Raw genomic sequence first — 24,456 nt, 5'->3', positions numbered from 1 at the left:
AATGAAATGAGGTGAGTAGAAATGATTACCTGTGAAAATATCAATGTCAGCTACAACAATCAAGCAAAGGCCTTGGAAGACATCAATTTCTCTTTGGAGGGGCCGACGATTACTGGAATTATCGGACCAAATGGCGCCGGCAAGTCAACGCTGCTGAAAGCCATTTTGAATATTGTTCCTCATAACGGCAATGCGGTAATTGACGGTCAAGCTGCGACGAAACGTTTAAGCTCAATTGCTTATGTAGAACAAAAGAGTGGGATTGATTTCACTTTCCCGATTACGGTAAAGGAATGTGTTTCTTTAGGCACGTATCCCGCAGTCGGTTTGTTTAAACGACTGAAGGCTAAGCAGTGGCAAGATGTCAAAGCAGCCTTGGCGGAAGTCGGTATGGAAGAATATGCGGATCGGCAAATCAGCGAACTATCCGGTGGACAATTCCAACGAGTGTTAGTGGCGCGCTGTTTAGTGCAGCAAGCCGATTATATTTTCTTGGACGAACCTTTTGTGGGTATCGATTCCGTTAGTGAAGGGATCATCATGCAGACGTTGCAACAGCTGAAACAGCAAGGCAAGACGATTTTGATTGTCCATCATGACTTAAGCAAAGTGGAAACCTATTTTGACCAAGTTATGATCTTGAACAAAAAACTGATCGCTGTCGGCAAAACGCCAGAAACTTTCCGCAAAGCCAATCTGATTCGCGCTTATGGCGACACCATCTTCATCGGGGAGGAAGTTCGCCATGCTAGCTAATTTTATTCAAGGGCTGCAGGAATTTCATTTTCTGCAAAATGCTTTAATTACCGCTTTAGTCATTGGCGTGGTTTCCGGCGTTGTCGGCTGCTTCATCATTTTACGGGGGATGTCGTTGATGGGGGATGCGATTTCCCATGCGGTTCTGCCAGGGGTGGCGATTTCCTATATTTTAGGGATTAACTTTTTTATCGGAGCAATCACCTTTGGGATTTTGGCTTCGGTGATTATCACTTTCGTTAAGAATAATAGTGTGGTGAAGGGGGACACGGCGATTGGGATTACCTTTAGTTCATTTTTGGCGCTGGGGGTTATCCTGATCGGGATTGCCAACAGCTCTACTGATTTGTTCCACATTTTGTTTGGGAATATTTTGGCGGTGCAGGATATTGATAAGTGGATTACCATCGGGGTATCGATTCTAGTGTTAGCGGTGATTGCACTGTTCTTCAAAGAATTGCTGATCACCTCTTTTGATCCATTGATGGCCAAGGCGTTAGGCATGAAAGTGAGTTTTTATCACTATTTGCTGATGATTTTATTGACGTTGGTGGCGGTGACGGCGATGCAAAGTGTCGGCACGATTTTAATTGTGGCGATGCTGATTACGCCAGCGGCAACGGCCTACTTGTATTCCAACAGTTTAAAAACCATGATGCTGATTTCGGCTTGCTTAGGGGCGTTGTCCTCGTTGCTCGGCCTGTTCATCGGCTACACGTTTAATATTGCGGTGGGTTCATGTATTGTTTTAACCGCAACGACGTTCTTTGTCATCAGCTTCTTTATTTCACCCAAACAAAACTTTTTCAGAAGGAAGGTAATCAGCGAATGAAAAAAATCTTAAAAGGCAGTTTGTTAGCGGCATTGAGTTTGACTTTATTTGCTGCCTGTTCATCTAATTCGGCCTCCTCGAAGGAAGAGGACAATGGGAAATTGAATGTGGTGGTGACTAACTCAATTTTGGCGGATATGACGGAAACCATCGGGCAGGATCGCATTAACTTGCACAGTATTGTACCGGTTGGTAAAAATCCCCACGAATACGAACCGCTGCCGGAGGACATCCAAACAACTTCCCGAGCCGATGTGATTTTCTATAATGGCATTAATCTGGAAACCGGTGGCAACGCGTGGTTTACTAAACTGGTAGAAAATGCTGATAAAGAAAAGGATAAAGATTATTTTGCCGCAAGTGATGGGGTAGAAGTGATTTATCTTGAAGGGCAAAATGAAGCCGGTAAAGAAGACCCTCATGCTTGGTTGAATTTGGAAAACGGGATTATCTACGCGCAAAACATTGAAAAGCAACTGTCGGCGAAAGATCCCGATAACAAGGAGTTTTACGAAAAGAATCTTAACGAGTATGTTGAGAAATTAAGTGCCTTGGATACCGAGGCCAAAGAAAAATTTGCGGCGATCCCTGAAGACAATAAGATGATTGTTACCAGTGAAGGCTGTTTTAAATATTTCTCCAAGGTCTACGATATTCCAAGTGAATACATTTGGGAAATCAATACCGAAGAAGAAGGCACCCCTGACCAAATCAAACAGTTGGTTCGAAATTTGCGGGAGAGCAATGTTCCGGCTTTGTTTGTGGAAAGCAGCGTGAATGAGAAACCGATACAAACCGTTTCCCAGGATACCGATATCCCGATTTATTCGAAGGTCTTTACCGATTCAGTGGCTGAAAAGGGCGAAGACGGCGACAGCTATTACGCCATGATGAAATGGAATTTGGATAAGATTGCGGAAGGTTTGTCGCAATAACTAGCTTAAGACTTTTTAACAAGAATACCCGAACCTTGAGAAGTACGATCTCAAAGTTCGGGCATTTTTTATGGTTACGCTAAATAATTTTCTACTATTACATAGTCACCTTCGTAAGGTTGGTCTTCGCCGTTTAAGGTCATGTATTTATCGGTACCTTTACCGGCTAAAACCAAGGCATCGTTAGGGCCGGCAGCGTCAATGGCCTGAAGGATCGCCTGTTTGCGGTCTTCAATGTAGTGAACGGTGACGTGATCGTTTTGGATCGCGGCTTGAATTTCTTCCGCGATTGCTTTAGGGTCTTCAAAGTTAGAATCATCCATGGTTAGAATGGCAACGTCGGCGTATTCACCGATCGCTTGTCCGATTCCTTCCCGCCGTGATTCAGCTTTGCCGCCGGTAGAACCGGTAAGGACAGTGATAGTTCCTTTGGGATGTTTTTCCTTGGCAAAGGCTAAGATTGATTTCATGCTCAAATAGTTATGGGCATAATCCACATAAATATGGGCGCCATTTTCTTTCAGCAGCAGATTCATCCGACCGGGAACTAAGGCTTCGGCCAATCCTTTTTTAGCGTTGGCTTGATCGGCGCCGGCTAAACGGCTGGCAATTAAGGCGGCCGCGGCATTTTCTTTGTTAAAATCACCAGCTAAGCGCAAATCGTATTCGCCATTTAAACCCAGCTCGTCATTTTCAGCAATCAAAGCAAAGGACAAAGGATGCTTCAGCGGTTCTACGTGGTAATCAGCTTCCATGTCGCCATAGGTGATTACCGGCGTGCTTTGTTTTTGGGCCATTTCCAACAGCAAGTCCACATGATCGGTTTCGTTTTGCAGAACAATCTGTTTGGAATGGCTGATTAATTGACGTTTGCAGTAAAAATAATCTTCAAATGTGGGATGTTCAATCGGGCCGATGTGATCCGGCGAGATATTTAGGAAAATTCCCACATCAAAGGTTAAGCCATGCACGCGAGCGACCTTGTAGGCTTGGGAGGAAACCTCCATCACCAAATGCGTCATGCCGTTGGTTACGGCTTCCTGCATCATTTGGTACAGCTCCAAGGATTCTGGCGTAGTTAATTGCGATTTGAAAAAAGTGACGCCATCTAGGGTAGTGCTTAAAGTCGAAAACAACGCGGTCTTCTCACCGTTGGCCCGATCCAAGATTTTTTTGGCAAAATATGCCGTCGTGGTTTTACCTTTGGTGCCGGTAATGCCGATAATCGTCAGCTTTTCTTGGGGATAACCGTAAAAGGCCATGCTTAAAACCGCTAAAGCCTTGCGAATATCATGAACAATAATCGCTAAATCAGCTTCCACCTCAAAAGGCTGCTCAGCAATATAGACGGATAAGCCTTGATCCAGTGCCTGCTGCAGATATTCGGCTTTAAAGTTATTGCCTTTGCAGAAAAACAGCGTATCGGCATCAGCTTTGCGGGAATCGTAAGAAAGCTGCTGGAAGGTTTTTTCAAAAGGTGCAGTCAAACCCCATTTAGCCGGGGTAATAAATTCCCGTAATAAGTTTTCTTCTTCTAAAATGCGTTGAATTTGTGTAAGTGTCAGTGTCATCAGTGACCTCCGTTACCATTTTGTCTAGGTTATTATAGCACAGCGGCTCTAAAAGCAGAAAATTCCGGTGAGCTTTTATGATAAAATAGCGCTTTGACGGCTTTTGCTAGTTGACCACATATTTTCTTATCATTATAATCAATTTAAGAAGAAAATTGTGGGCGTGCAATTTTGGAGAATATTAGTATCAATTTTAAAATGAGAAAACTTTAATGAATCAAGCGTTCGACTATCATTTTTAATTTTGGGAAACAGCGTTGCTTCGAGTAGGGAACGTTCTATTTTAGAGCCAATTAAGAAAGCAGGTTATTATGGAGGAGCGCAAAGCAGCTTATCGACCGGTTTATCATCCCCAGGAAAAGGTGATCCAGCAGTCTTCCTGGTTAACCAGCGGCACTTTTTATGCCTGCTTGTTAGGAGCGGTCATCATCATTCCTTGGTATGCCTGGATGGGCGATCAGGGAAACATTGCGAATAGTTATTTAGATATGAGCGGCACTTGGTTTGCTATCTTTGGCCTGGTGGCAACCGCGGGGCTTCCTAGTGCGTTGGCTCAGCAGGTAGAAAAATACAATGCCATGAGCGAATATAAAACCAGTCAGCGATTGTTTGCTCGCAGCTTGCAGATAAATTTAGGCTTGGGATTGCTGACGGCGGGAGCGATGTTCTTATTGGCACCGTTTTTGGCTAGTATTTCCGGAGGTGGGGAAGATTTAGCAGTTATCCTTCGCTATATGAGTGCAGCACTGATTGTTTTTCCGGTTATGCGCGGGCTGCAGGGCTATTATCAAGGGAGCCAGGATTTATTTCCGATCGGCTTATCCCAGCTGGTGTGGCAGGTGTTGCAGGGAATCTATTTATTAGTCAGCAGCTTTTTCATCCTGCTGGTGTTTCAAGCGAACTTTCGAACAGCGGTTATTCAAAGTGTCTTTGCCACGTTTATTGGAGTGGCGGGTGCGCTGATTATGCTGCTGCTGTTCTGGCAGAAGGAACAGCAGCATTTGGAAAGTCTTGCGACGCGTAGTCTGGATAAGGTCGAGTCCTCGATCCAAGTGATTTTGTGGGAAGGCTTTTTAGGGGCTATGCCCTATGTTCTGGTAGGTGCGGGGCTTTTTGTCTACAAACTGATGGATCAACTGACGTTTATTCCGGTCATGGCCGCGAATACGAATTACAGCGAGACTCAGCTGCTGAACCTTTATGCCTTGTTTCGGGCGAATCCCGATCGCGTTGCGATAATCGTGGTTGCGGCGGCGGGGGCCTTGCTGCTGCGTTATCTGCCTTCATTAATGGAACGAGTGGCCAAGCAGCAAAAACGGGAAGTGGTGCGCTTCATCAGTATTCATCTGCAGCGTTTTTCCTTTGTGATGCTGCCGGTAATTTTTTGGCTGCTGCTGAATGCTCGCTCGCTTTATACGCTGCTTTACGGAGCGAATGCTTTAGGTACTCGGGTGCTGATCGTCGCATTGATCACCAGCTTTGTGGCTGGCTTTGCCTTGGTAATGGCTTTTCTGCTGCAAAGCCTGCAGCAGGCGAAACCGGCTTTGTATTATTGGCTGGGGGGATTCGTGCTGAAAGGCCTGCTCCAACTGCCTTTGATTGAGCTTTTAGAAGTGTACGGTCCCTATCTTGCGACGATTTTAGGCTTGGTTTTAACCAGTGCCTTGTCTTATCGTAAGATTAAAAAAACCACCAAAAGTAATTACCAGCTAGCTTTTCGCCGCTTTTTACTAATTCTGGGGTTAGTATTAGCTGGTTGGCTGCTTACGCTAGGTGTTCAGCAGTTGAGTTATCGCTGGCTGAACCCGGACAGCCGCTTGCATGCGCTGTTGATCTGTTTAATTACCGGTCTGTTTAATAGTGGATTGTATGTCTATGTGACGCTGAAGATTCGCCTAGCTGAAAAATTGCTGGGAGCAAAGGCTAAAAGCTGGCGCAAAACATTACGTATTAAATAGTAGGAAAAGCCCGAGCGGATGCTCGGGCTTAAATTTTGTCTGGGCTGATGGCTGGAGTAAATCGGTCAAAACTTATAGCAAGGTAATTTTAGGTCTTCTTCAATACAATCAATCCAACAAATGAATCTTTGCTGCAAGAACAAGCTAAGGTTCTTAAGAATAATGCACCAAAAGACCTTTTTGAAAGCCAAAAAAATTGTTTCAGAGTTTTACAGAAAGATTGCAATGTTTCAAGCGGATAAGCAAATATTTATGCATTTGTGTGAAGAAACGTTGAAGACAAGCTGTTTTTCCTTGAAAGAGGCAATTAAACAACTATTTCAAAAAAGAGGTATTTGGACTTTTTGTTACATTTTTACACAAGATTGTAACCAAATGTCATAAGATTTTCACCCATGAAATACGAAAGGATGGTAAAGTTACTCTCGTAGTCAAGAAGACGTAGAAATCAATTTGGAGGAACTTAACATAATGAAATTAGGAAAAACATTCTTATTTGGATCTTTATTAGCAGCAGGAACTGGTATGGCTTTTGGTGGACAAGATGCTCACGCAGCAGAAAAATACACTGTTGAAACTGGCGATACTTTATCAAAAATCTCACACAAATTTGCTGGCGACAACAGCTTAGTTGATGCAATTGCAAAAGCAAACAAAATTACAAACGTTAATATGATCTTTGCTGGTCAAGAATTGACAATTGGTTCAGAAGAAGCAGCAGCTCCTGTTGCTGAAGCTGAAGCACCTGTTCAAGAAGCAGCACCTGCAGCAGAAGAAGCAGCGGCTCCAGTTCAAGAAGCTCCAGCACCTGTAGCAGAGGAAGCAGCAGCTCCAGTTCAAGAAGCTCCAGCACCTGTAGTAGAAGAAGCAGCAGCTCCTGTTACTGAAACTGTACCTGCAGCATCATCTTCAGCAAAAGAATGGATTGCCCAAAAAGAATCAGGCGGTTCTTACTCTGCATCAAACGGCCAATACATCGGACGTTACCAATTAAGCGCATCTTACTTAAATGGTGATTACTCAGCAGAAAACCAAGAACGCGTTGCAGACCAATATGTAACTTCTCGTTACGGCTCATGGGAAGGCGCTCAAGCTTTCTGGTTAGCAAACGGCTGGTACTAAAATAAAGATAAATTCACGAGATTCCTTTCCAAAGGAGTCTCTTTTTTTTGCCATTCGTGCTTTTCGCAGTTGGTATTGTAAAAGTAGCTAATTAAGAAGTCTATACATAAACAATGAGCAAACCTGTTTAGCACGATGGTATGCGTACGACGATGAGACTAATTTTTCCCGATCTTGGAAAAATTATTTCTTTAAAAGGAGTTAGCTGCCACTCGTGCTTTTCGCAGTTTGGAATTGTGAAAATAGCTAATAATGATCCTACATATAAATAATAAGTAAACATGTTTAGCACGATGGTATGCGTACGACGATGAGACTAATTTTTCTCGGTCTTGGAAAAATTAATTCTTTAGAAGGAGTTAGCTGCCAGTTCCACTTTTCCCAGTCTATTAAGTAAGAAAGAATTGGATAACAAACGTACGAAAAAAGGACTCATTTTCCCCGACTTTAGAAAAAATGAATCCCAAACTATGAGTGGCGGCTTTTAACAGGCAGCCATTTTTACTTTTCAGCGAAATAATCGTCGATGTGTTCTTTGATGGCTTTAGCATCTTTTGCTACGAAGAGGATGCCAGGAAGCAGCAAGATATTTTCTTCTGAATTAGCGAAGTAGTTCTTGAAGGGTTCAGGAACGACTAACAGGTCTGGCTTTTCTTCCATAGTAGCAGGATCAAAATAGACGTCATAATATGGTGAAAGCTGCTTCTTCAATGCATTAATCACCCCAATTTGACTGAAGTGGCCTGCTCCTGTAATTGATTGATAGTGTAATCCATTACTGACATAGACAACAAAACATATTTTCTTCATCTGATTCAGCTCCTTTTTAATTAGCAGCGAAATAGTTGTCGATCTGTTCTTTGATGGCTTTGGCGTCTTTTTTTAGGAAGAGGATACCGGGAAGCAGCAGCGTATTTTCTTCTGAATGTTCAACATAAAGCTTTTGTGTTTCCGGGATGACTAACAAATCTGGTTCTTCCTCCATCGTAAGGGGATCAAAGTGAACATCATAATAGGGCGACAGCTCCTTCTTCAATCGATTAATGAAGCGGAGTTGACTAAAAATACCAAAAGGAAAAGCAGCGACACTTTGATAACGAATTCCCTGACTAACATAAGCAACAATACATATTTTCTTCATACGATCTAACTCCTTTTGCGAAGGCTCGTAGATTCCCTCTGGATTCGTCTGGAAGATGTAATCAAGGAGCGTACGTTTTTCTTTTTCTGAGGCACCCTCTATTCCCAGCAAGTGATCGACACTTACTTCAAATAGCCGACTCATTTTCACCAGCAGCTCTAAATCAGGATAGCTTTTATCCAGCTCCCATTTAGAAATGGTTTGCCGGGAGATATTCAGCTTATCTGCCAGCTCCTGCTGGGTGAGGTTTTTCTTGATCCGTTCGTCCTTGATGTTCTTTCCTAGCTCTATCTTCACTTTACCTCATCCTTTCTAAATAGCTAGTGTTTGCAGCGAACCAATTTGTTGCTGTGGTAAAAATGTTGATGCAACGCGGCGTTGCGCCGGGTTTTACCACAATCCAGGCGTTGCGGTGACGGCAATTTTCTCTTTTGTAAAGGGATGAACCAAATGCAGCTCATACGCATGAAGCATCAAGCGACCTTTGGGATTCTTACTATATAATGGATCACCAACCAAGGGATGACCTAGGCTGGCTAAATGCACCCGGATTTGATGGGTGCGGCCGGTGTCCAATTGACAGAAAACAGCGGTATTTTGTCCTTGCGGCTGGGCGATGGTTACATGGGTCACCGCAGGCTTGCCATTTTTCGGATCAATTCGACGTTTGCGACGGTCGTGGCGATCCCGGCCGATTTTTTTATTAATCGTGATATCCTTAGTCATTTTTCCGTGAACGACTGCTTGGTAACGGCGGTAGATATCCTTCTGTTCCAGCATCCGGCCTAAAATCGGCAGGACAAAGGGATTTTTGGCGAAAAGAATCGCACCGCTGGTTTCTTTGTCCAAACGATGAACGACATGGGGCTCAACTTCAGGCGCCAGGTAGGCCGCCACATGGTTTAACAAAGTATCGGCTTCCTCCGGCTGGTTGGGGTGAGTTTTCATCCCCGCTGGTTTATTGACTACAATCAAGTGTTCATCCTCATAAAGAACCTCCACTAAATTTTTATTTCCTATATGAATAGTTCGCGCTGGATAATCACTGTCTTCAATCAACAGCGTGATCTCATCTCCGCCGTGAACCAGTTCCTGGAAGTGACGGGTTTCTCCATTGACTAAGATCCCTTTGCGGGTGCGAATAAAATGCCGCACTTTGCGGGGAACCAGCCACTCAACTTCTAACAGCTCTTTAATGGTTTTATCCGGTGAATCAACCGGTAAGGTGATCATAAATTTCATACATTCCACTCCTTGGATTTTATTGTATCAATCTTTTTACGGAAAAGAAAAAGGAACTTGAAACTTTTAGCAATTGGGCTTGCTGCGGGGATTCTTGGCCTGAATGAAAGCGGCTGTTTTCTGCAAATTAACAGATATTTAAGAAAAAAATCAGTATTTCCTTGAGAACTAATGCTAGAATGATGCCAACGTGTATCGGTCTAAGGACGCACGCGCAAGGCGTGGAATTGTGTTACACTAAGTCTGATTTTGAAGGATTGGAGATCGACAAATGGACTTTAAGGAAATTTGGCGTAAAGTCAAAGACGCGTTGAAAACATTTTGGACCTGGATCAAACCGTATTTGATTCAATTTCATCATGCCCGTAAACGTGTTTGGAAAAAATATCATGTGAATAAAATTTTATTGCTGCTTACGTTAGTGGTTGTATTAATCGCCAGCATTTATTTATTTGCTTTGGCTAAATCGGTTAAGGTTTCGACGTTGGAGTCCAGCTTAAAGCAATCGACGGAAATCTATGACCAGAAAAATGAACAAGCGGGAACGCTGTATGGCCAAAAGGGCACCTATGTTGAGGGAGAACAAATCTCGCCTTACATAAAAGATGCAGTGGTTTCCACTGAGGATCGCCGTTTTTATGAGCATCACGGCTTTGATATTCGCGGGATTGCTCGAGCAGCGTTTGGTTCACTGACTCGCGGCCGCATTACCGGCGGTGGGAGTACGATTACTCAGCAGCTGGCGAAAAATGCCTATCTCAGCTTGGATCAAACCTTGGAACGGAAAGCCAAAGAGCTGTTCATGTCCATTGAGATTGAGAAGAACTATAGTAAAGATGAAATTTTAACTATGTACTTGAACAATGCGTATTTCGGCAACGGGGTATGGGGCGTTCAGGATGCGGCGCGGAAATATTTTGGTAAAGAAGCCAGCCAAGTGACGATTGGGGAAGCAGCCACTATTGCCGGGATGTTAAAAGGACCAAGTATTTATAACCCAATTGATAATTTGGAAAATGCCACCAATCGCCGTAACACCGTATTGAGTGTGATGGTGGAAAACGGCAAGTTGGATGCAGCGCAACAACAGCAGGAATCTCAAGTGGACTTAGGTTCGTTGCTGCAGGATACTTACAGCTCCAGCGATGCCGGCTACAGATACCCATTTTACTTTGATGCGGTGATTGATGAAGCGGTGGATCGCTACGGCTTGAATGAAAAAGATCTGCTGAATAAGGGCTACAAGATTTATACTGCTCTGGATCAAAATTATCAGCAGCAGATGGAAGCTGTTTATGCCAACAACTACAATTTCCCAGCCAATGCTGAGGATGGCACGATGCCGCAATCGGCTTCAGTTGCTTTAGACCCTACCACTGGTGGTGTGGAAGCCTTAGTTGGACGCAGGGGAGAGCATGTCTTCCGCGGGTATAACTTTGCGACGCAAATGCAGCGCTCGCCAGGGTCCACTATGAAGCCGCTGAGTGTGTATGCACCAGCGTTAGAAGCAGGCTACACGCCAGACAGCATTTTACAGGATGTACCGCAGGAGTATTACGATGCGAAAAACTACAGCGGAACCTATCAAGGGGAAGTGCCGATGTATCAAGCCGTTGCTCAAAGCTTGAACTTGCCGGCTGTTTGGACCTTGCATGAAATCGGTTTGGATAGAGGCTTTAACAAAGCGAAAGAGTTTGGTATTCCGTTAGAGGATTCCGATAAATATTACGGACTGGCTTTAGGCGGTTTGGAAAAAGGCACCTCACCGATGCAGATGGCGGCCGCTTACGGTGCGTTTGCCAACCAAGGCCGCGTGTATACGCCGCATTTGATTACTAAAATTATTGACTCCACCGGAGCAGTAATTAAGGACAACAGTGATCCGAAATATGAACAAGTGATCTCAAAAGAAGTCGCCGACAGCATGACCAGCATGCTGCTGGGAACCTTCTCTAACGGGACAGCGGTTCAAGCAGCACCGGCCGGCTACACGATGGCGGGTAAAACTGGAACGACGGAAACCAACTTTGATGCCACTAAAGTCAACGACCAATGGATTGTCGGCTATACTCCGCATGTTGTTATCTCTACTTGGTTAGGTTTTGAGAAAACCAGTGAGACCCATTACTTGAGCGGAACCAGCGGTGATGAAGTGGGTCAAGTCTTCAAGGCAGAAGCCGAGTCCATTCTGCCTTATGCAAAACAAGGAGCCTTTAATGTTGCCGATGCCTATGCAACCGGTGGCCAAGTAGTTCCTGCTGATCAGGTGGCAACCCCTGAAGAAAACAATCAATGGCAGGAAGATTTAAAAAATATTGGCGAAAAAGCGACCGAAGGATTAAACGGATTTGGTGAGAAAGCCAAGCAAGGATTGCAGCAGTTTGGGGAAAAAGCCAAAGAAGGATTAGGCCAGTTAAAAGACAAAGGTATTCAATGGTGGCAAGAACAAGGAAATTAGGCTTTGAACCCGTTTCCATTCATGTTATAATATAATAGTAACTTTTATATAGAAAATGAGGGAAAACGATGACAAACATTTATGACACTGCTAACGGTTTAGAACGCGAAATTCGAGAATTACCAGAATTCAAAGCATTGGAAGAAGCCTTTGCGGAATTAAAGAAAAACGATGAAGCTTACACAGCCTTCAAAGAATTCCAAGCTTTCCAACAAACGCTGCAAGAAAAACAAATGCGCGGCGAAGATTTTTCTGATGAAGATGCAGTAAATGCTCAAGAATTAGCAACCAAAGTTCAAGAAGAACCAAGTATTAATGAATTGATGGACAAAGAGCAAAAATTCAGCTTGGTCATCAACGATTTAAACCGCATCATCATGACACCAATTCGTGATTTATACGAAGGATAAGACATTCATTCCCAGCAGACTTTGTAGTCGGCTGGGATTTTTTTGTTGAAAAGCTATAGCGATATAAGCCACGAGATGTTAATCTAAAATTAATTAGCATAGAAGGTGATTTCGCATGTTAAAACAATTATGTTTGCTTTGGCAAAATAAAACAAATAGAAGATGGTACCATATTGGCAATTTAAACCAAAATGAAGATGGAACCTATACGTACGAGTATACGACACAAACGGATAAAGGTGATCTGCAGGAAGCATTACAAGACGGATATTTTCCTCATCCAGCATTTCCCGATTTGAATAAGGTGTATCATTCCGAAAAATTATTTAACGCCTTTAGTCGACGTTTACCAAGTAGGAATAGAAAAGATTATGATTTTCTATTTGAGATTTTTGATCTTCAAGAAGATAAAAGTGATTTTGCTTTATTAGAATTCACAGGCGGCAGTGTTTATACCGATGGATATGAATTTGTTAAGCCTGTTGAAGAGCATAATGGTTTATTTGAAATTGATTGTTTTTTGCGAGGCTGGAGATATTACAATAATGAAATTGAGCAGTTAACGGATTCTGATGAGTTAGTATTGGTGATTGATGAGGAGAACCAATATGATCAAAATGCTGTGGGTGTGGTTAAGCTTCCGGATAATAAACGGATCGGCTATGTACCTGCTTTTTACACTTTTTTCATAAAAAATGTTTTGAAGCATCATGTGGACATTCGAGTAGATTATGACTTTTATCCAGAAGCAGATTTTCAATATAAAGTTCGATTACGATTGACTGGAGAAATTCCCCGGGCACTGATCTTTGAGTTGAAGAAACAAAAAGTTCTATTCACTCAATAATTATTTTTCTATAAGGATGATCGAACAGGTAAAGGGCCTTATGATCATTTTTATCTTGAAGGCTAGTTCTGAGAGAATAAAAATGAGCTAAAGAAGGAGAGACCGAATGTGGAAAATTCAGTCTCTCCTTTTAGTATTTATTTATCCGTTGCCTTACTGAAAACCGGGAACTTAGCATGTTCGCCGTAATCAACGCGGCCGATATTTTTCAAAGTTTCCATATCTTCATCGGAAATCGTGAAGTCTACGTCGGCATTGTTTTTCATGTGGTCGATATTTTCAGTTTTTGGAAGAGGTAGTAAATCCAGCTGCAGGCAATAGCGAATCGCTAATTGCGGAATGGATACGCCATACTTATCTGCCAAAGTGGTGATATCTTTGTTGCTGATTATGGCACCGTGAGCGATGGGTGAATAAGCTTCAACCAAAATATCGTTCTTTTGAGAGAATTCAATCACGTCTAATGGCGTATGACCAATGTGAGCCAAGATTTGGTTAACCATTGGTTTTACTTTGGCATTGGTTAACAGGTTTTCCAAATCCACTTGTTCGAAATTCGATACGCCGATGGCGCGAAGTTTTCCAGCTTCATAGGCTTCTTCCAGAGCGCGCCAAGCTTCCAGGTTTCCTTCAAAGAAGTGATCGTCCTCGTTTTGAAATTCCGCCCAAGGTTTCGGACTGTGAATAATCATCATATCAATGTAGTCGATATCCATTTTCGCTAAAGATTCATCGATAGCAGCCACAGCTTCTTCGTAGTTTTTGATTTCCGCAGCCAGTTTGGTGGTGACGAAAAGGTCTTTGCGATCCACCCCAGAAGTACGGATTCCTTCACCGACACCGGCTTCGTTGGCATAAGCTTGCGCTGTATCGATGTGGCGGTAACCGACGCTAATCGCATCCCGAACATCTTTTGCGACTTTATTATCATCGATCATCCACGTGCCAAAACCGATTTTCGGGATGGTTACATCATTCCATAAAGTAAATGTTTCATTCAACATGTAAATTCCTTCTTTCTCATCTATAAGCCCATCATAAACCTTAACCTCGACTTTAAGGCAAGGGATAAGTTGCAGTTTTTTGAGAAAAGTCAATTTCTGGCTGTTTTGAACCGCTTGCTGTTGAATAGCATCAGTCCAGTTAGCACTAAAATCCCGCCGATAATGGTTGACCAGCCGGGCACTTCATCAATGATGATGATGCCTAAGATGGAAGTAAAGAAAGGCGTTAAGTACATATAATTACTCACCGAAGCGACATTTTCCGCGCGCTCGAAGGCTTTTGCCCAACAGACGTAAGCCACCGCGCTAGAGAAAACGCCCATTAAGATAATGCAAAAAATCGCCAGCCCGGAAGCTTGCTGAACTTGTCGGAAGGAGCTGACAGAAAAGATCGACAATAAAATCGTTCCGGCAAAAATACTAAAAGTTGTTACTTGGATGGCCTGGTATTTTTTCACTAGTTTTCTTGAGAGTAAGTTATAAAAGCTCATGCAAAAAGCCGCGCCGAAAAACCAGATTAAGCCGTAATTGATGGTAAAGCCGCCTGGCAAAAGCGTAATCAACAGCACCCCAACAAAAGAAAGGGAGCTGGCGAACCATTGGGGCTTCGTCAGTTTTTCCTGGTAAATGAAGTTGGACAGAATCGAAGAAATCATCGGCACCATGGCGATAATCACGCTGCCGGTGGTGGCATTGACGGTTTCTAGGCCTTTGTTGAAGGCAATCATATATAGGAAGAAACCGATCGTCCCGGTCAGCAGAATCCAACCCAGGTCCTGCTTCTCAATTTTCTTTAGTTTGATAATTGGTGCCAACGCAATCAGTGCGATAGAAGCGACGATGTAACGCAAAAAAGAAATCGAATAGGCCGAAAATTCGTCCATAATGTAGCGGGACAGCACATAAGAAATTGACCAGCATAAAATCGTGGCCATGGCGTAGAAATGGTAGCTTTTTTTGTTCATGACATAAACCTTCCTCTCATCACCTATACTTTAGCATGAAATGATTGGTGTGAGGAGGGAAGATTTGAAAATACTGGCGGCTAACTCAGTTTAGATGAATTGATTTTTCCAAACCCGTGAAAAATCAGTTCTATTTTCGTACGCTTACCATTCCACTAGACAGCACGTCCTAAAAGTGGTCGTTTGCTTTTAGATTTCTCTCGAACCATATTAAACTGCGAAAAGCGGAACTGGCAAAAAACGCTGGAAGAAAATTCTCTTCCAGCGTTAGATCTCATATTCTTACAATGAATGGTGGTCAGTTCTTGAGATTACGTCGCGACGTTGTTCTGGTGTTAAGTCACGGAATTTAACAGCGTAACCTGATACACGGATCGTGAAGTTCGCGTATTTAGGGTTGTCGATGTCTTTGTCCATTTCTTCCAACAGTTCACGGCCGAAGACGTTGACGTTCAAGTGGTAACCGCCACGGTCGAAGTAACCGTCTAAGACGTTACGTAAGTTGTCGATTTGCATTTCTTCGTCGTCAGAACGTCCTAATGCACCTGGGTTGATGGTTTGAGTATCAGAAATACCATCTTGCGCGCAAGAGTAGTTCAATTTAGCAGTTGAGTTCAATGAAGCCAACAAGCCGTTTTTCTCACCTAAGAATTTACCATCTTGGTAACTTGGGTTAGCGCCTGGAGCCAATGGTTTACCAGCACGACGTCCGTCTGGTGTGTTACCAGTGTTTTTACCGTAAACAACGTTTGACGTAATTGTCAATAGAGACAATGTCGGTGTTGAGTTGCGGTAAGTGTGTTGACGTTTGATTTGGGCCATGAAGTATTCCAAGATCCAGTTTGCTGTTTCATCGGCTTCGTCGTTGTCGTTTCCGTAAGTTGGGAACTCGTTTTGTGGAATGTAGTCCACAGCTAGTCCGTTTTCGTCACGGATAACTTTTACGTTACCATGTTTGATGGCCATTAATGAGTCAGCCGCGTGAGAGATACCTGCGATACCTGTCGCAAAAGTACGTTTCAAGTCAGTATCCATTAAAGCTAATTGAGGTGCTTCATAAGCATATTTATCATGCATGTAATGAATCACGTTCAATGTATTTACGTACAATTCAGCCAACCAGTCCATGATGTCTTTGTAGTTTTGGATGAATTGATCGTAATCCAAAGATTCGCCGTCCATTGGGCGCATTCTTGGTCCAACTTGCATGTGAGTCATTTCGTCCACACCGCCGTTAATTGCGTAAAGAACTGCTTTCGCTAAGTTCGCACGGGCACCGAAGAACTGCATATCTTTACCGATAACTGTTGCTGATACACAACAAGCGATTGCTGCATCGTCTGAACCCCAGTATTCCCGTAATAGATCATCGTTTTCCAATTGGATAGAAGAGCTTTGTTTAGCAACTTTCGCTGCGTAAGTACGGAAGCCTTCTGGTAATTTTGAAGAGTACAAGACAGTCAAGTTTGGTTCTGGTGAAGGACCCATGTTTGTCAATGTGTGTAAGATACGGAAGTCGTTCTTCGTAACTAATGAAGAACCGTCCATGTTCATACCAGCGATTGATAAAGTAGCCCAGATTGGGTAACCAGAGAACAATTGGTTGTATTCTGGTGTACGAGCAAATTTCACCATACGTAGTTTCATGATCAAGTGATCGATTAATTCTTGTGCATCAAATTCAGTGATCAAGCCACGGTCTAGATCGCGTTGGATGTAGATATCCAAGAAAGCAGAGATACGTCCGATAGACATAGCTGCTCCATTTTGTGATTTGATCGCTGCAAGGTAACCGAAGTATAACCATTGGATCGCTTCTCTAGCATTGGCAGCTGGTACAGAAATGTCGAAGCCGTATGAAGCAGCCATTTCTTTCAAGTCTTTTAGCGCACGGTATTGTTCCGCAACTTCTTCACGTAATTGAATGACATCGTTAGTCATTGTTTTGTTGCCGACCAATTTGTGGTCTTTCATTTTTTGTTCCATCAAGAAGTCGATTCCGTATAAAGCAACACGACGGTAGTCACCGATGATGCGGCCGCGGCCGTAAGCATCTGGCAGACCAGTGATGATTTTGTTTTTACGAGCTAAACGCATTTCGTCAGTGTAAGCATCGAAAACACCTTGGTTATGCGTTTTGCGCCATTTGCTGAAGATGAATGACATTTGGTCGTCCACGTCATAGCCGTTTGATTCCAAGGCTTTGTTAGCCATGTTAATTCCGCCAAAAGGCATGAAGGCTTGCTTCAATGGTACATCAGTTTGTAAACCAACGATTTTTTCTTCTTCTTTGATCAAGTAACCAGGTTCATGAGAAGTGATCGTCGCTGGAATGTCGCTGTCCATGTCGTAAACGCCGTTGTTTTTGTGTTGAACTTCAAATAGTTCTTGTAATTTGTCCCATAGTTTGTTGGTACTTGGTGCTGCTTCTTCTAGGAAGCTGTCGTCGCCAGTGTACTCAGTGTAGTTGCGTTTGATGAAGTCTAATGTGTTAACTTCTTTTTGCCATTTACCGGGAGCAAAGCCATCCCATTGTTCAAATTGTAATTTGTTTTGCATCAATATTCTCCTTATTTGTTCATTGTCTGACTAATTATTTTTTCAAAAAATTAGTCTAGTGTCTATACAGTCTACTCATTTACAAAAAGACCCAGCCGCCAATTATCCATTCAATGGATTATCAATTAGACCGGATAATTGTGAAAAAAGTACCCGTATTGAGATTGAAAGAAAGCGCTTCTTGATACCGAGAGTATAACAGATAATAGTGCTGTTTAGCTACTGTTTTTTGAGATTTGTTGCAAAAAAGCCGTTTTTCGGCCAATTTTATATAACAGTTTCTGATGCTGTATAACAGTTTATGGTAGTTTTCTAATAATAACGATTGTAATTTAAAGGTATTTCGGTGAAATTAGCATAAGAAAGACTGTGAGGTTTTACGCAAAAGCATTTCCCTTTTTGGGGATGGCTGGGTATAGTAGAAGGGGAGGGGATTCATTCGTTTTATTTAGCGGAAATTCCTTTTTATCGAAACAGCTAACTCATAATAAAGGGAATAATTTTCCAAAAACCGGAAAAATGAGTTTGTTCTTCGTACGCATACCATCCTACTAGACATTTCGTATCATTTTGTAGTTGGAATAATTGGTGGATTGTCTTCTATCTTTATAAACTACGAAAAGTAGGACTGACAAAAAAAGAAAGGCGATCTTTATTGATCGTCTTTCTTCAATAGTAGTCTTACGTTTCATCGGGAACATGGGGAGGATCTTCATCAGAAATCTGTTCCTTCGACCGATAAAGCAAAATGCCTAATGCCAAGGTGATGATTGTGCCAACCACGTACGTTCCAACAACAAAGCTGGATTCGGCTGTCACAAACATCAGGATAATACTTAGGATCAAGCAGGCTTCTCCTAGAACGGAACAAATGATTAAACCAGTCATGCCTCCAGGAACTTGATAAATCCGCTTCATGTTGGGATCTTTCTTCCGCAGAATAATCGCTGCTGGGAACATAAATAGATAAGGAATCATCAAGATGATGACACTGAAGGAGAAGATCGTCCAAAAAATTGCATTAGCATCGCCGGTTGTTGCGTAATTAATAATAATCAACAAGGTAGCCACGACGCCCATGAAGTAATACAAGCCGTCCGGTGTGCCGTATTTTGCACTGCGGTGTTTCAAGAAACGATTCCGCTGATCTAATTTCGCTGCGATAAACACTTCATTGGCCCCGAGAGTCCAGGACACCATATTGGAAATCAAGGTGCTCATGGACACTAGAATAATCACGTAAAAGACCGGCATTTGCATGCTGCCAAAAACTTTACATAGCTCTAACAAGGCATAATAGAACCCATCTACCGTATCAATTTGATTAGCAGGAATAGCGACTAAAACTCCATAGGTCCCGAAAATGTATAGTGCGGAGATAATCACACCGGCTACCACCGTCATTTTGGGAATCGTTTTGCCGGGATTGTCGATTTGACTGCCAATCGAACCAATCAGCTCAAAGCCCAGCAGGTTATAAATGATGACGGAGATGTAGCGCACGGTATTTCCTGGTGTCGGGATGAAGGATGACGCCGAGAAATCATTGGCGGTTCCATGCTGGATGGCATACACAATCCCCATAAAACCAAAAATCAATAGAACCCCTACTTTGAAAATCGCCGCGATATTGGTGACCGTCACCGACAAATCCACTCCGCGAATTCCGATGTACACAATCAACCAGCACATGACTAAAGCCAAGCCAGCTAGAAACACCGGACTGGCATTAGGCATAAAGGCGTAAGAAAACCAGCTGGAGAAAGCCACAAAAACCGCCGGCATCCAAAAGGCCACATTGACCCAGTAGAACCAGCCGTTTAAAACCCCAATCTTATCGCCAAAGGCCCGTCTAATCCATAAGTAAATTCCGCCATCGCCGGGATAATTACTGCCAAGTTCAGCGGTAACTAAGCCGTAGGGCAGAAAGAAAAGCACCGTGGTAATCAACCAAATCGTGATTGAAGAAACCCCGATCGCTGAAGAAGCGACAAAAGAATCCAACACCAACACACTGCAAATCGTGAACAAAATACTTTTTACTAGGCTCACTTTTTTCTCTTCCATGGTCTGCTCATTCCTTTCTAAATAAGGCACGATACCATGTGGAAAATGGTTCTCGCCTTCGTATTTTTTGCGCTTTTCTTGAATTACTGGCTCAAAATGATCTGCCAGAATGGTATAATCAAGAAAAAACGAATAGGAGGTCATAAATGATGACGCTTCCTAGTGAATTATGGCAAATGATTAACTCTTTTATTTATGCAATTTATCAAGCGAAATCCATCGACGAATTACGCCGTACCACCTTGGAGAAGCTTCCCGAACTGGTCGCATCAGACTGCTCGTTCTTTGATATGGCTCGGGTGGAGAAAAATCAAACCCGGTATTTCAATCCAATGTCTCTAACCATCAGCCAAGAAAAAATGGCGGAATATTTTGATTCATTTATCTATGGCGATTATGTTTCTTGGATGTTCTCCCTTCACCAAAATTCGGTGGTTTATTGCGATTCGAAAATTGTCACTGATGAAGTTCGCGAACAATCGCCCTTGTACAATCAGTGGTTAAAGCCGATGAACTTGTATTATAGCTGCGGGATTAATTTTGTTTGCGAAAATGTACCCTATGGTTCCCTCAATCTATTCAATTCCCGCAAACGAGGTGATTTCACCCAGCAGGATTTGGAGATACTGAGTGTTTTAGAGCCGCATTTTACGTTGAAACTGACCCAGCTTTATCCCCATGGTCTGCCGATTTTATCTGACCAAACGGCTGAAGAGCCGATGGATAAATATCATCTGACTAGTCGGGAACAAGAACTTGTCCGCTGGCTGTGCACGGCGGCTGACATCGAGGAAATCGGCCAACAATTGTTTATCAGTGTTCATACGGTTAGAAAGCATGCCGCCAATATTTATCGCAAAACCAACTGTAAAAATCGCAATCAGTTAGTTGCTTTGATGGCAAAAGAACGAATCACATAAGAAGGTCGCTGAGAATAGTTAGATATTCTCAGCGGCCATTTCTATTTGAAGTTGCTTGCGAAGCTTTTCTAAGGGTGTCTGGCTTTTCAAACTAGCTTTGTCGGCATTAAGCGAAAATTGGGAGAAACTTGAGGAGCAGTTTATCCCAATTTTAGTCTTAATGCTCCAAAGCTGGACGAGTTTGAAATGCCTTTCTCTTTACGGTTTTGGTTTTTGCAAGGTCATGCAGTGAATATTCCCGCCGCATAGTGACCATTCGCGGCTCCAGATGCGGACTATTTCCCGATCCGGCATTAATTCTTTAAACATCTTGCAGGCTACTTCATCCATTGGATCATCAAATTGCGGAACCACTAGCGCGCCGTTGATCATGTAGCTGTTGATATAAGTCACCGCTAAAGGCAAGCCGCTTTCCCGCGTTGCGGCGGTATCGCTGATATCAATGCCGGCATTTTCTTCTTCCGAAATGTAAAGAATTTCTGGAATTGGCACTTTATGAATTTCCAACTTGCGACCTTTTGCATCGGTTTCTTGGCTTAAAATGTCATAGGCTTCTTTTAATGGTTTGTATTGCGGATTTTCTTCGTCATCGGTCCAAGATAGCGCAATGACACCTGGTTTAATGAAGAAGCAAACGTCATCGATGTGGCCATCGGTTTCGTCAAAGGCCATCCCATCTTTCAGCCAAATAACTTTTTCTAAGTTCATGTATTCTTTTAACAGTTCTTCAATTTCATCCCGCGTCATGCCGGGGTTGCGGTTGTCGTTAAAGACGCTGTTTTCGGTGATGATTAAGGTACCTTCGCCATCCACCTGTGTCGCGCCGCCTTCAAGAATCATTTTCACCGTAGCATCGTAACGATCGATATTTTCTAATTCTAATAGTTTTTGGGCGAATTGGGAATCCAATTTCCATGGGAAGTACAAGCCTTCATCCAAGCCGCCGTAAGCATTAAAGCCCCAGTCAACCCCGCGAATATCGCCTTTGTCGTTGATCACGTAGAAGGGACCTTTGTCCTGTGCCCAAGAATCATCGGTGGACATTTCAATTAAACGAACCTCTTCTGGTAAGCGTGCTCGCGCATTTTCGTATTGACCAGCTGAACAGATGACCCGCACTTCTTCGTAAGGAATCATTTTTTCAACAACATCCACAAACACTTTCTGAGCAGGTTTCCCGCCATCACGCCAAGTATCAGTCCGCTCCGGCCAGATAATCCAGGAACATTCATGCTCTTCAAATTCTCCCGGCATGCGGAAGCCGTCTTTTTTTGGTGTGCTGTCTTTAATTGATTTTGCCATTTTTTCCACTCCTTCGTTCTTTGTTGACCTAAGTGTACGGCTAATCAACTAATTGAATAAATTAGTTAAGGAAAGTATTTAAAGAGATAATTGAAATGAAGTAGGGATTAATTAGACTAACGAGGTAAAAGTATCTTTACTTATTTGATAGATGCGGTATAATATGGTAAAGATATCTTTACCAAGGAGAAGACGATGAAGGTTATCAATCACATTAAAGAGATTCGTGAGGCCAGAGGCATCCCGCAAAATGTGATGGCAGAAGCTGTGGGGGTTTCACGACAAACGATGACGGCCATCGAAAAGGGGAAGTACAACCCTAGTTTGGAGCTGTCGTTGAAAATTGCCGGGTATTTTGAACTGCCGTTTGAGGAAATTTTTTATTTGGAAGGGAAGGAAAAGTGATGGGAACAATTAGTTCTTTTTATACAAATGGGATGAGTCAATCGATGAGTATTATTGCTAACGTTTTTACTCTATTTTCTCTTTACGCTATTGTGTCTTCATTCATATTTTTATTCAAACAAATACGCAACGAAAATGACGAGTTAGTCAAAAAAATTACCGTCAATGCGATGGCAATGAGTTTTGTTTTGGTTTTATTGCTGCATATTGCTCAGATGGTTATTCGATACACCATTGCCGTCAGAACGGGCAATGACTATAGTTTTGTTATAAGGCCGGGATTGTATATCAGTACTTTGGATGTAAATAGTCCTCATTTAGAATCCTATGGGGTAGATTTAGGAATATTTGCGAGTTGCTTATTGATAAGCCGCTGGCGTTATCGGACTTGGAGTTTGAAAGAGAGCATTGCAGCTTTGCGGATGGATATGCCAAAGAGAGAGCAACAGAAAAAAAGCAGTGGGGGTCCCACAACAAACGATGATGGCCATCAAAAGGGGAAAGCACAACCCTAGTTTGGTTGAAATTACCGGGTATTTTGCACTACAGTTTGAGGAGATAGTTTATTTGGAAGGGAAGGTAAAGTGATGAGTGGAGGAGCATATTTCAGAATTTTTGGGGGAAATTGGCTATTTACGATTCTTTTAATGATTTTCTGCTTTTTTATGACATATGGATTATTTGCGAGTGTCGCATTTGTTATCAAAACACTTGCCAAAGATAATGACGAGTTAGATAGGAAGACATTTATGAATGCATTGGCTGCAAGCTTTGTATTCATTATGGTTCTTCATCTAGTGCAAATGCTGGTACGGAGAATTTATTCCGACATAACTGGGCAAGATATTAATATACTTGTTAAACCCGGGATGCTTCTCTATGCTTTTGATAAACCTCAAACCCATTTAGAATCCTTTTTGGTTGATCTGGGCGTGTTCGGAATTATTCTGTTCATTAATCGTCTGCGTTATGAAGAGTTAAACTTTAGAGGCGATATTCGGACATTAGTATTAACAGTGTTGGATGCTTTCCGCTAATTATCTCAGCTTCTACAACTATGGTTGGAGGTCATGAGCAAAAAATTGTGCCATACTTTTAAGTAGAAGGAGTTGTACTTTATGACCAAATCAATCGACGGCTTCAAGCTGAAAGTAATCGCAATTATTGCCATGACCCTGAATCATATTGGCAGCGGCTTTGAGATCGCTCAGTATTCAGAGGCGTTGTACTTTTTCACGGAGTTCATCGGAAAGCTGACCTTTCCGATTATGGCTTACTTGTTAGTAGAAGGTTTTTATTACACCAGAGATCGAAGGAAGTATGCCGGTCGATTAGCGATTTTCTGGCTCGTTTCCATCTATCCGTTTCATTTGCTGTTTTATTCCAATCATTCCTTTGGTGCTAGGGAGTTAGTGAACAACATTTTCTTCACCTTGCTGATGGGGCTGATGCTGATGGTGGCCTGTGAAAAGGTGGAAAGTACCGGCCTGCAGATCGGTTTAGCGATTCTGTTTTCGATAGCTACGGTTATGTCTGACTGGAATTTGATTGGCGTGTGGCTGATCTTCGGGTTTTACAAGTGGCGAGGGAAAAAGATTGGTAAGATCGTTCCGGTTGTTTACACGACAGCCTTTTTAGTTGGGATGACGGGACTCATGTATGCCAGCTTTCCCGGCCAAATTCCTTTGTATGAGGTGCTTTCAGGATTAGGGCTGTTACTAGTGATTCCTTTGTTGATTGCCTATAACGGCCAGCGGGGCTATTCGCCAGCCTGGATGAAATGGGGTTTTTATTGGTTTTATCCGATTCATTTGTTGGTGTTGGCAGGAATTCGTTTTTTGCTTTATTAGCGTTTGTATAATAGAAGAGAAGTAAGAAGCTTAGTCGAATTATTTTGGCTAGGCTTTTTTGTTGAAGAATTGATAGATCATTGACAGAAATCCCTTATGTGCTAAAATGCAA

General features: G+C 42.7%; 22 protein-coding genes. 13 read left to right on the top strand and 9 right to left on the bottom strand.

The features are described from left to right. Window positions 1-21: 21 nt before the first annotated feature. The 3 genes from JZO70_RS21405 to JZO70_RS21395 are packed head-to-tail and all read left to right on the top strand — an operon-like array spanning window position 22 to window position 2,523. Window positions 22-756 carry a metal ABC transporter ATP-binding protein gene (locus tag JZO70_RS21405; RefSeq protein WP_207675733.1) on the top strand — a complete coding sequence of 245 codons (735 nt, stop codon included), beginning with the start codon at window positions 22-24 and terminating at the stop codon, window positions 754-756. After that, a complete protein-coding gene (locus tag JZO70_RS21400; RefSeq protein ID WP_207675732.1) occupies window positions 746-1,588 on the top strand; it encodes a metal ABC transporter permease in 843 nt (280 codons plus the stop codon). Before JZO70_RS21405 ends, JZO70_RS21400 begins: the two co-directional genes overlap by 11 nt. Then, window positions 1,585-2,523 carry a metal ABC transporter substrate-binding protein gene (locus JZO70_RS21395; RefSeq protein ID WP_207675731.1) on the top strand — a complete coding sequence of 313 codons (939 nt, stop codon included), beginning with the start codon at window positions 1,585-1,587 and terminating at the stop codon, window positions 2,521-2,523. The genes JZO70_RS21400 and JZO70_RS21395 overlap by 4 nt, the downstream gene beginning before the upstream one ends. A gap of 74 nt (window positions 2,524-2,597) precedes the next feature. Here JZO70_RS21395 and JZO70_RS21390 read toward each other — a convergent pair whose 3' ends face one another. Next, a complete protein-coding gene (locus JZO70_RS21390) occupies window positions 2,598-4,094 on the bottom strand; it encodes a UDP-N-acetylmuramoyl-L-alanyl-D-glutamate--L-lysine ligase (RefSeq protein WP_207675730.1) in 1,497 nt (498 codons plus the stop codon). 311 nt (window positions 4,095-4,405) lie between these two features. Here JZO70_RS21390 and JZO70_RS21385 point away from each other — a divergent pair, with 311 nt between their 5' ends. Both JZO70_RS21385 and apf read left to right on the top strand, forming a co-directional pair. Further along, the gene (locus JZO70_RS21385; protein ID WP_207675729.1) at window positions 4,406-6,052 is read left to right on the top strand and encodes an oligosaccharide flippase family protein; all 1,647 of its coding nucleotides are present in this window, start codon (window positions 4,406-4,408) and stop codon (window positions 6,050-6,052) included. Window positions 6,053-6,523: 471 nt separating this feature from the next. Then, window positions 6,524-7,174, top strand: a complete 651-nt coding sequence (apf, locus tag JZO70_RS21380; RefSeq protein WP_207675728.1) for an aggregation-promoting factor — start codon at window positions 6,524-6,526, stop codon at window positions 7,172-7,174. A 501-nt stretch (window positions 7,175-7,675) separates the two neighbouring features. Here the strand turns inward: apf and JZO70_RS21375 are convergent. From JZO70_RS21375 to JZO70_RS21365, 3 genes are all read right to left on the bottom strand, one after another. Continuing rightward, entirely contained in the window at window positions 7,676-7,984 is a 309-nt protein-coding gene (locus JZO70_RS21375; protein ID WP_207675727.1) for a hypothetical protein, read from the bottom strand. 16 nt (window positions 7,985-8,000) lie between these two features. Beyond that, on the bottom strand, window positions 8,001-8,612 hold the full coding sequence (locus tag JZO70_RS21370) for a helix-turn-helix domain-containing protein (protein ID WP_207675726.1): 612 nt from the start codon (window positions 8,610-8,612) through the stop codon (window positions 8,001-8,003). Between the two features lie 93 nt (window positions 8,613-8,705). Further along, window positions 8,706-9,557, bottom strand: a complete 852-nt coding sequence (locus JZO70_RS21365) for an RluA family pseudouridine synthase (protein ID WP_207675725.1) — start codon at window positions 9,555-9,557, stop codon at window positions 8,706-8,708. 271 nt (window positions 9,558-9,828) lie between these two features. Between JZO70_RS21365 and JZO70_RS21360 the strand changes: the two genes are divergently transcribed. From JZO70_RS21360 to JZO70_RS21350, 3 genes are all read left to right on the top strand, one after another. Continuing rightward, a complete protein-coding gene (locus JZO70_RS21360; protein WP_207675724.1) occupies window positions 9,829-12,015 on the top strand; it encodes a PBP1A family penicillin-binding protein in 2,187 nt (728 codons plus the stop codon). Between the two features lie 68 nt (window positions 12,016-12,083). Next, window positions 12,084-12,425 carry a YlbF/YmcA family competence regulator gene (locus tag JZO70_RS21355; protein WP_207675723.1) on the top strand — a complete coding sequence of 114 codons (342 nt, stop codon included), beginning with the start codon at window positions 12,084-12,086 and terminating at the stop codon, window positions 12,423-12,425. Between the two features lie 115 nt (window positions 12,426-12,540). Then, on the top strand, window positions 12,541-13,272 hold the full coding sequence (locus tag JZO70_RS21350) for an HIRAN domain-containing protein (RefSeq protein ID WP_207675722.1): 732 nt from the start codon (window positions 12,541-12,543) through the stop codon (window positions 13,270-13,272). A 137-nt stretch (window positions 13,273-13,409) separates the two neighbouring features. On the opposite strand, the gene JZO70_RS21345 is transcribed toward JZO70_RS21350, so the two are convergent. From JZO70_RS21345 to JZO70_RS21330, 4 genes are all read right to left on the bottom strand, one after another. Beyond that, on the bottom strand, window positions 13,410-14,276 hold the full coding sequence (locus tag JZO70_RS21345) for an aldo/keto reductase (RefSeq protein WP_207675721.1): 867 nt from the start codon (window positions 14,274-14,276) through the stop codon (window positions 13,410-13,412). A gap of 89 nt (window positions 14,277-14,365) precedes the next feature. Further along, window positions 14,366-15,241: a DMT family transporter gene (locus JZO70_RS21340; RefSeq protein ID WP_207675720.1), complete on the bottom strand. Its 876-nt coding sequence runs from the start codon at window positions 15,239-15,241 to the stop codon at window positions 14,366-14,368. A 282-nt stretch (window positions 15,242-15,523) separates the two neighbouring features. Further along, on the bottom strand, window positions 15,524-17,800 hold the full coding sequence (pflB, locus tag JZO70_RS21335; protein WP_207675719.1) for a formate C-acetyltransferase: 2,277 nt from the start codon (window positions 17,798-17,800) through the stop codon (window positions 15,524-15,526). A 681-nt stretch (window positions 17,801-18,481) separates the two neighbouring features. Next, window positions 18,482-20,011 (bottom strand): APC family permease, encoded by a 1,530-nt coding sequence (locus JZO70_RS21330; RefSeq protein ID WP_242704069.1) that lies wholly within the window; start codon window positions 20,009-20,011, stop codon window positions 18,482-18,484. Between the two features lie 2 nt (window positions 20,012-20,013). On the opposite strand from JZO70_RS21330, the gene JZO70_RS21325 reads away from it, so the two are divergent. Further along, window positions 20,014-20,787, top strand: coding sequence for a helix-turn-helix transcriptional regulator (locus JZO70_RS21325; protein WP_207675718.1), 774 nt, complete (start codon window positions 20,014-20,016; stop codon window positions 20,785-20,787). A 198-nt stretch (window positions 20,788-20,985) separates the two neighbouring features. Here the strand turns inward: JZO70_RS21325 and aguA are convergent, their stop codons facing one another. Continuing rightward, window positions 20,986-22,089, bottom strand: coding sequence for an agmatine deiminase (gene aguA, locus JZO70_RS21320; RefSeq protein ID WP_207675717.1), 1,104 nt, complete (start codon window positions 22,087-22,089; stop codon window positions 20,986-20,988). A gap of 195 nt (window positions 22,090-22,284) precedes the next feature. On the opposite strand from aguA, the gene JZO70_RS21315 reads away from it, so the two are divergent. From JZO70_RS21315 to JZO70_RS21300, 4 genes are all read left to right on the top strand, one after another. Further along, entirely contained in the window at window positions 22,285-22,494 is a 210-nt protein-coding gene (locus JZO70_RS21315) for a helix-turn-helix transcriptional regulator (protein ID WP_207675716.1), read from the top strand. Further along, complete coding sequence (locus tag JZO70_RS21310; protein ID WP_207675715.1) at window positions 22,494-23,009, top strand: hypothetical protein; 516 nt, start codon at window positions 22,494-22,496, stop codon at window positions 23,007-23,009. Before JZO70_RS21315 ends, JZO70_RS21310 begins: the two co-directional genes overlap by 1 nt. 72 nt (window positions 23,010-23,081) lie before the next feature. Beyond that, window positions 23,082-23,531: a hypothetical protein gene (locus tag JZO70_RS21305; protein WP_207675714.1), complete on the top strand. Its 450-nt coding sequence runs from the start codon at window positions 23,082-23,084 to the stop codon at window positions 23,529-23,531. A gap of 81 nt (window positions 23,532-23,612) precedes the next feature. Continuing rightward, window positions 23,613-24,344, top strand: a complete 732-nt coding sequence (locus JZO70_RS21300; RefSeq protein ID WP_207675713.1) for a TraX family protein — start codon at window positions 23,613-23,615, stop codon at window positions 24,342-24,344. The last annotated feature ends 112 nt before the right edge of the window (window positions 24,345-24,456 follow it).

It is taken from the genome of Candidatus Enterococcus moelleringii, from assembly GCF_017377575.1.
Classification (GTDB): domain Bacteria; phylum Bacillota; class Bacilli; order Lactobacillales; family Enterococcaceae; genus Enterococcus_A; species Enterococcus_A moelleringii.
This window is presented reverse-complemented; position numbering and strand designations above follow the sequence as displayed.

What these genes read in the sequence shown, in the direction of transcription:
- JZO70_RS21405 (WP_207675733.1), top strand. Translation starts at nt 22, where the DNA reads ATGATTACCTGTGAAAATATCAATGTCAGCTACAACAATCAAGCAAAG.
- JZO70_RS21400 (WP_207675732.1), top strand. Translation starts at nt 746, where the DNA reads ATGCTAGCTAATTTTATTCAAGGGCTGCAGGAATTTCATTTTCTGCAA.
- JZO70_RS21395 (WP_207675731.1), top strand. Translation starts at nt 1,585, where the DNA reads ATGAAAAAAATCTTAAAAGGCAGTTTGTTAGCGGCATTGAGTTTGACT.
- JZO70_RS21390 (WP_207675730.1), bottom strand. Translation starts at nt 4,094, where the DNA reads ATGACACTGACACTTACACAAATTCAACGCATTTTAGAAGAAGAAAAC.
- JZO70_RS21385 (WP_207675729.1), top strand. Translation starts at nt 4,406, where the DNA reads ATGGAGGAGCGCAAAGCAGCTTATCGACCGGTTTATCATCCCCAGGAA.
- apf (WP_207675728.1), top strand. Translation starts at nt 6,524, where the DNA reads ATGAAATTAGGAAAAACATTCTTATTTGGATCTTTATTAGCAGCAGGA.
- JZO70_RS21375 (WP_207675727.1), bottom strand. Translation starts at nt 7,984, where the DNA reads ATGAAGAAAATATGTTTTGTTGTCTATGTCAGTAATGGATTACACTAT.
- JZO70_RS21365 (WP_207675725.1), bottom strand. Translation starts at nt 9,557, where the DNA reads ATGAAATTTATGATCACCTTACCGGTTGATTCACCGGATAAAACCATT.
- JZO70_RS21360 (WP_207675724.1), top strand. Translation starts at nt 9,829, where the DNA reads ATGGACTTTAAGGAAATTTGGCGTAAAGTCAAAGACGCGTTGAAAACA.
- JZO70_RS21355 (WP_207675723.1), top strand. Translation starts at nt 12,084, where the DNA reads ATGACAAACATTTATGACACTGCTAACGGTTTAGAACGCGAAATTCGA.
- JZO70_RS21350 (WP_207675722.1), top strand. Translation starts at nt 12,541, where the DNA reads ATGTTAAAACAATTATGTTTGCTTTGGCAAAATAAAACAAATAGAAGA.
- JZO70_RS21345 (WP_207675721.1), bottom strand. Translation starts at nt 14,276, where the DNA reads ATGTTGAATGAAACATTTACTTTATGGAATGATGTAACCATCCCGAAA.
- JZO70_RS21340 (WP_207675720.1), bottom strand. Translation starts at nt 15,241, where the DNA reads ATGAACAAAAAAAGCTACCATTTCTACGCCATGGCCACGATTTTATGC.
- pflB (WP_207675719.1), bottom strand. Translation starts at nt 17,800, where the DNA reads ATGCAAAACAAATTACAATTTGAACAATGGGATGGCTTTGCTCCCGGT.
- JZO70_RS21330 (WP_242704069.1), bottom strand. Translation starts at nt 20,011, where the DNA reads ATGACCTCCTATTCGTTTTTTCTTGATTATACCATTCTGGCAGATCAT.
- JZO70_RS21325 (WP_207675718.1), top strand. Translation starts at nt 20,014, where the DNA reads ATGATGACGCTTCCTAGTGAATTATGGCAAATGATTAACTCTTTTATT.
- aguA (WP_207675717.1), bottom strand. Translation starts at nt 22,089, where the DNA reads ATGGCAAAATCAATTAAAGACAGCACACCAAAAAAAGACGGCTTCCGC.
- JZO70_RS21315 (WP_207675716.1), top strand. Translation starts at nt 22,285, where the DNA reads ATGAAGGTTATCAATCACATTAAAGAGATTCGTGAGGCCAGAGGCATC.
- JZO70_RS21310 (WP_207675715.1), top strand. Translation starts at nt 22,494, where the DNA reads ATGGGAACAATTAGTTCTTTTTATACAAATGGGATGAGTCAATCGATG.
- JZO70_RS21305 (WP_207675714.1), top strand. Translation starts at nt 23,082, where the DNA reads ATGAGTGGAGGAGCATATTTCAGAATTTTTGGGGGAAATTGGCTATTT.
- JZO70_RS21300 (WP_207675713.1), top strand. Translation starts at nt 23,613, where the DNA reads ATGACCAAATCAATCGACGGCTTCAAGCTGAAAGTAATCGCAATTATT.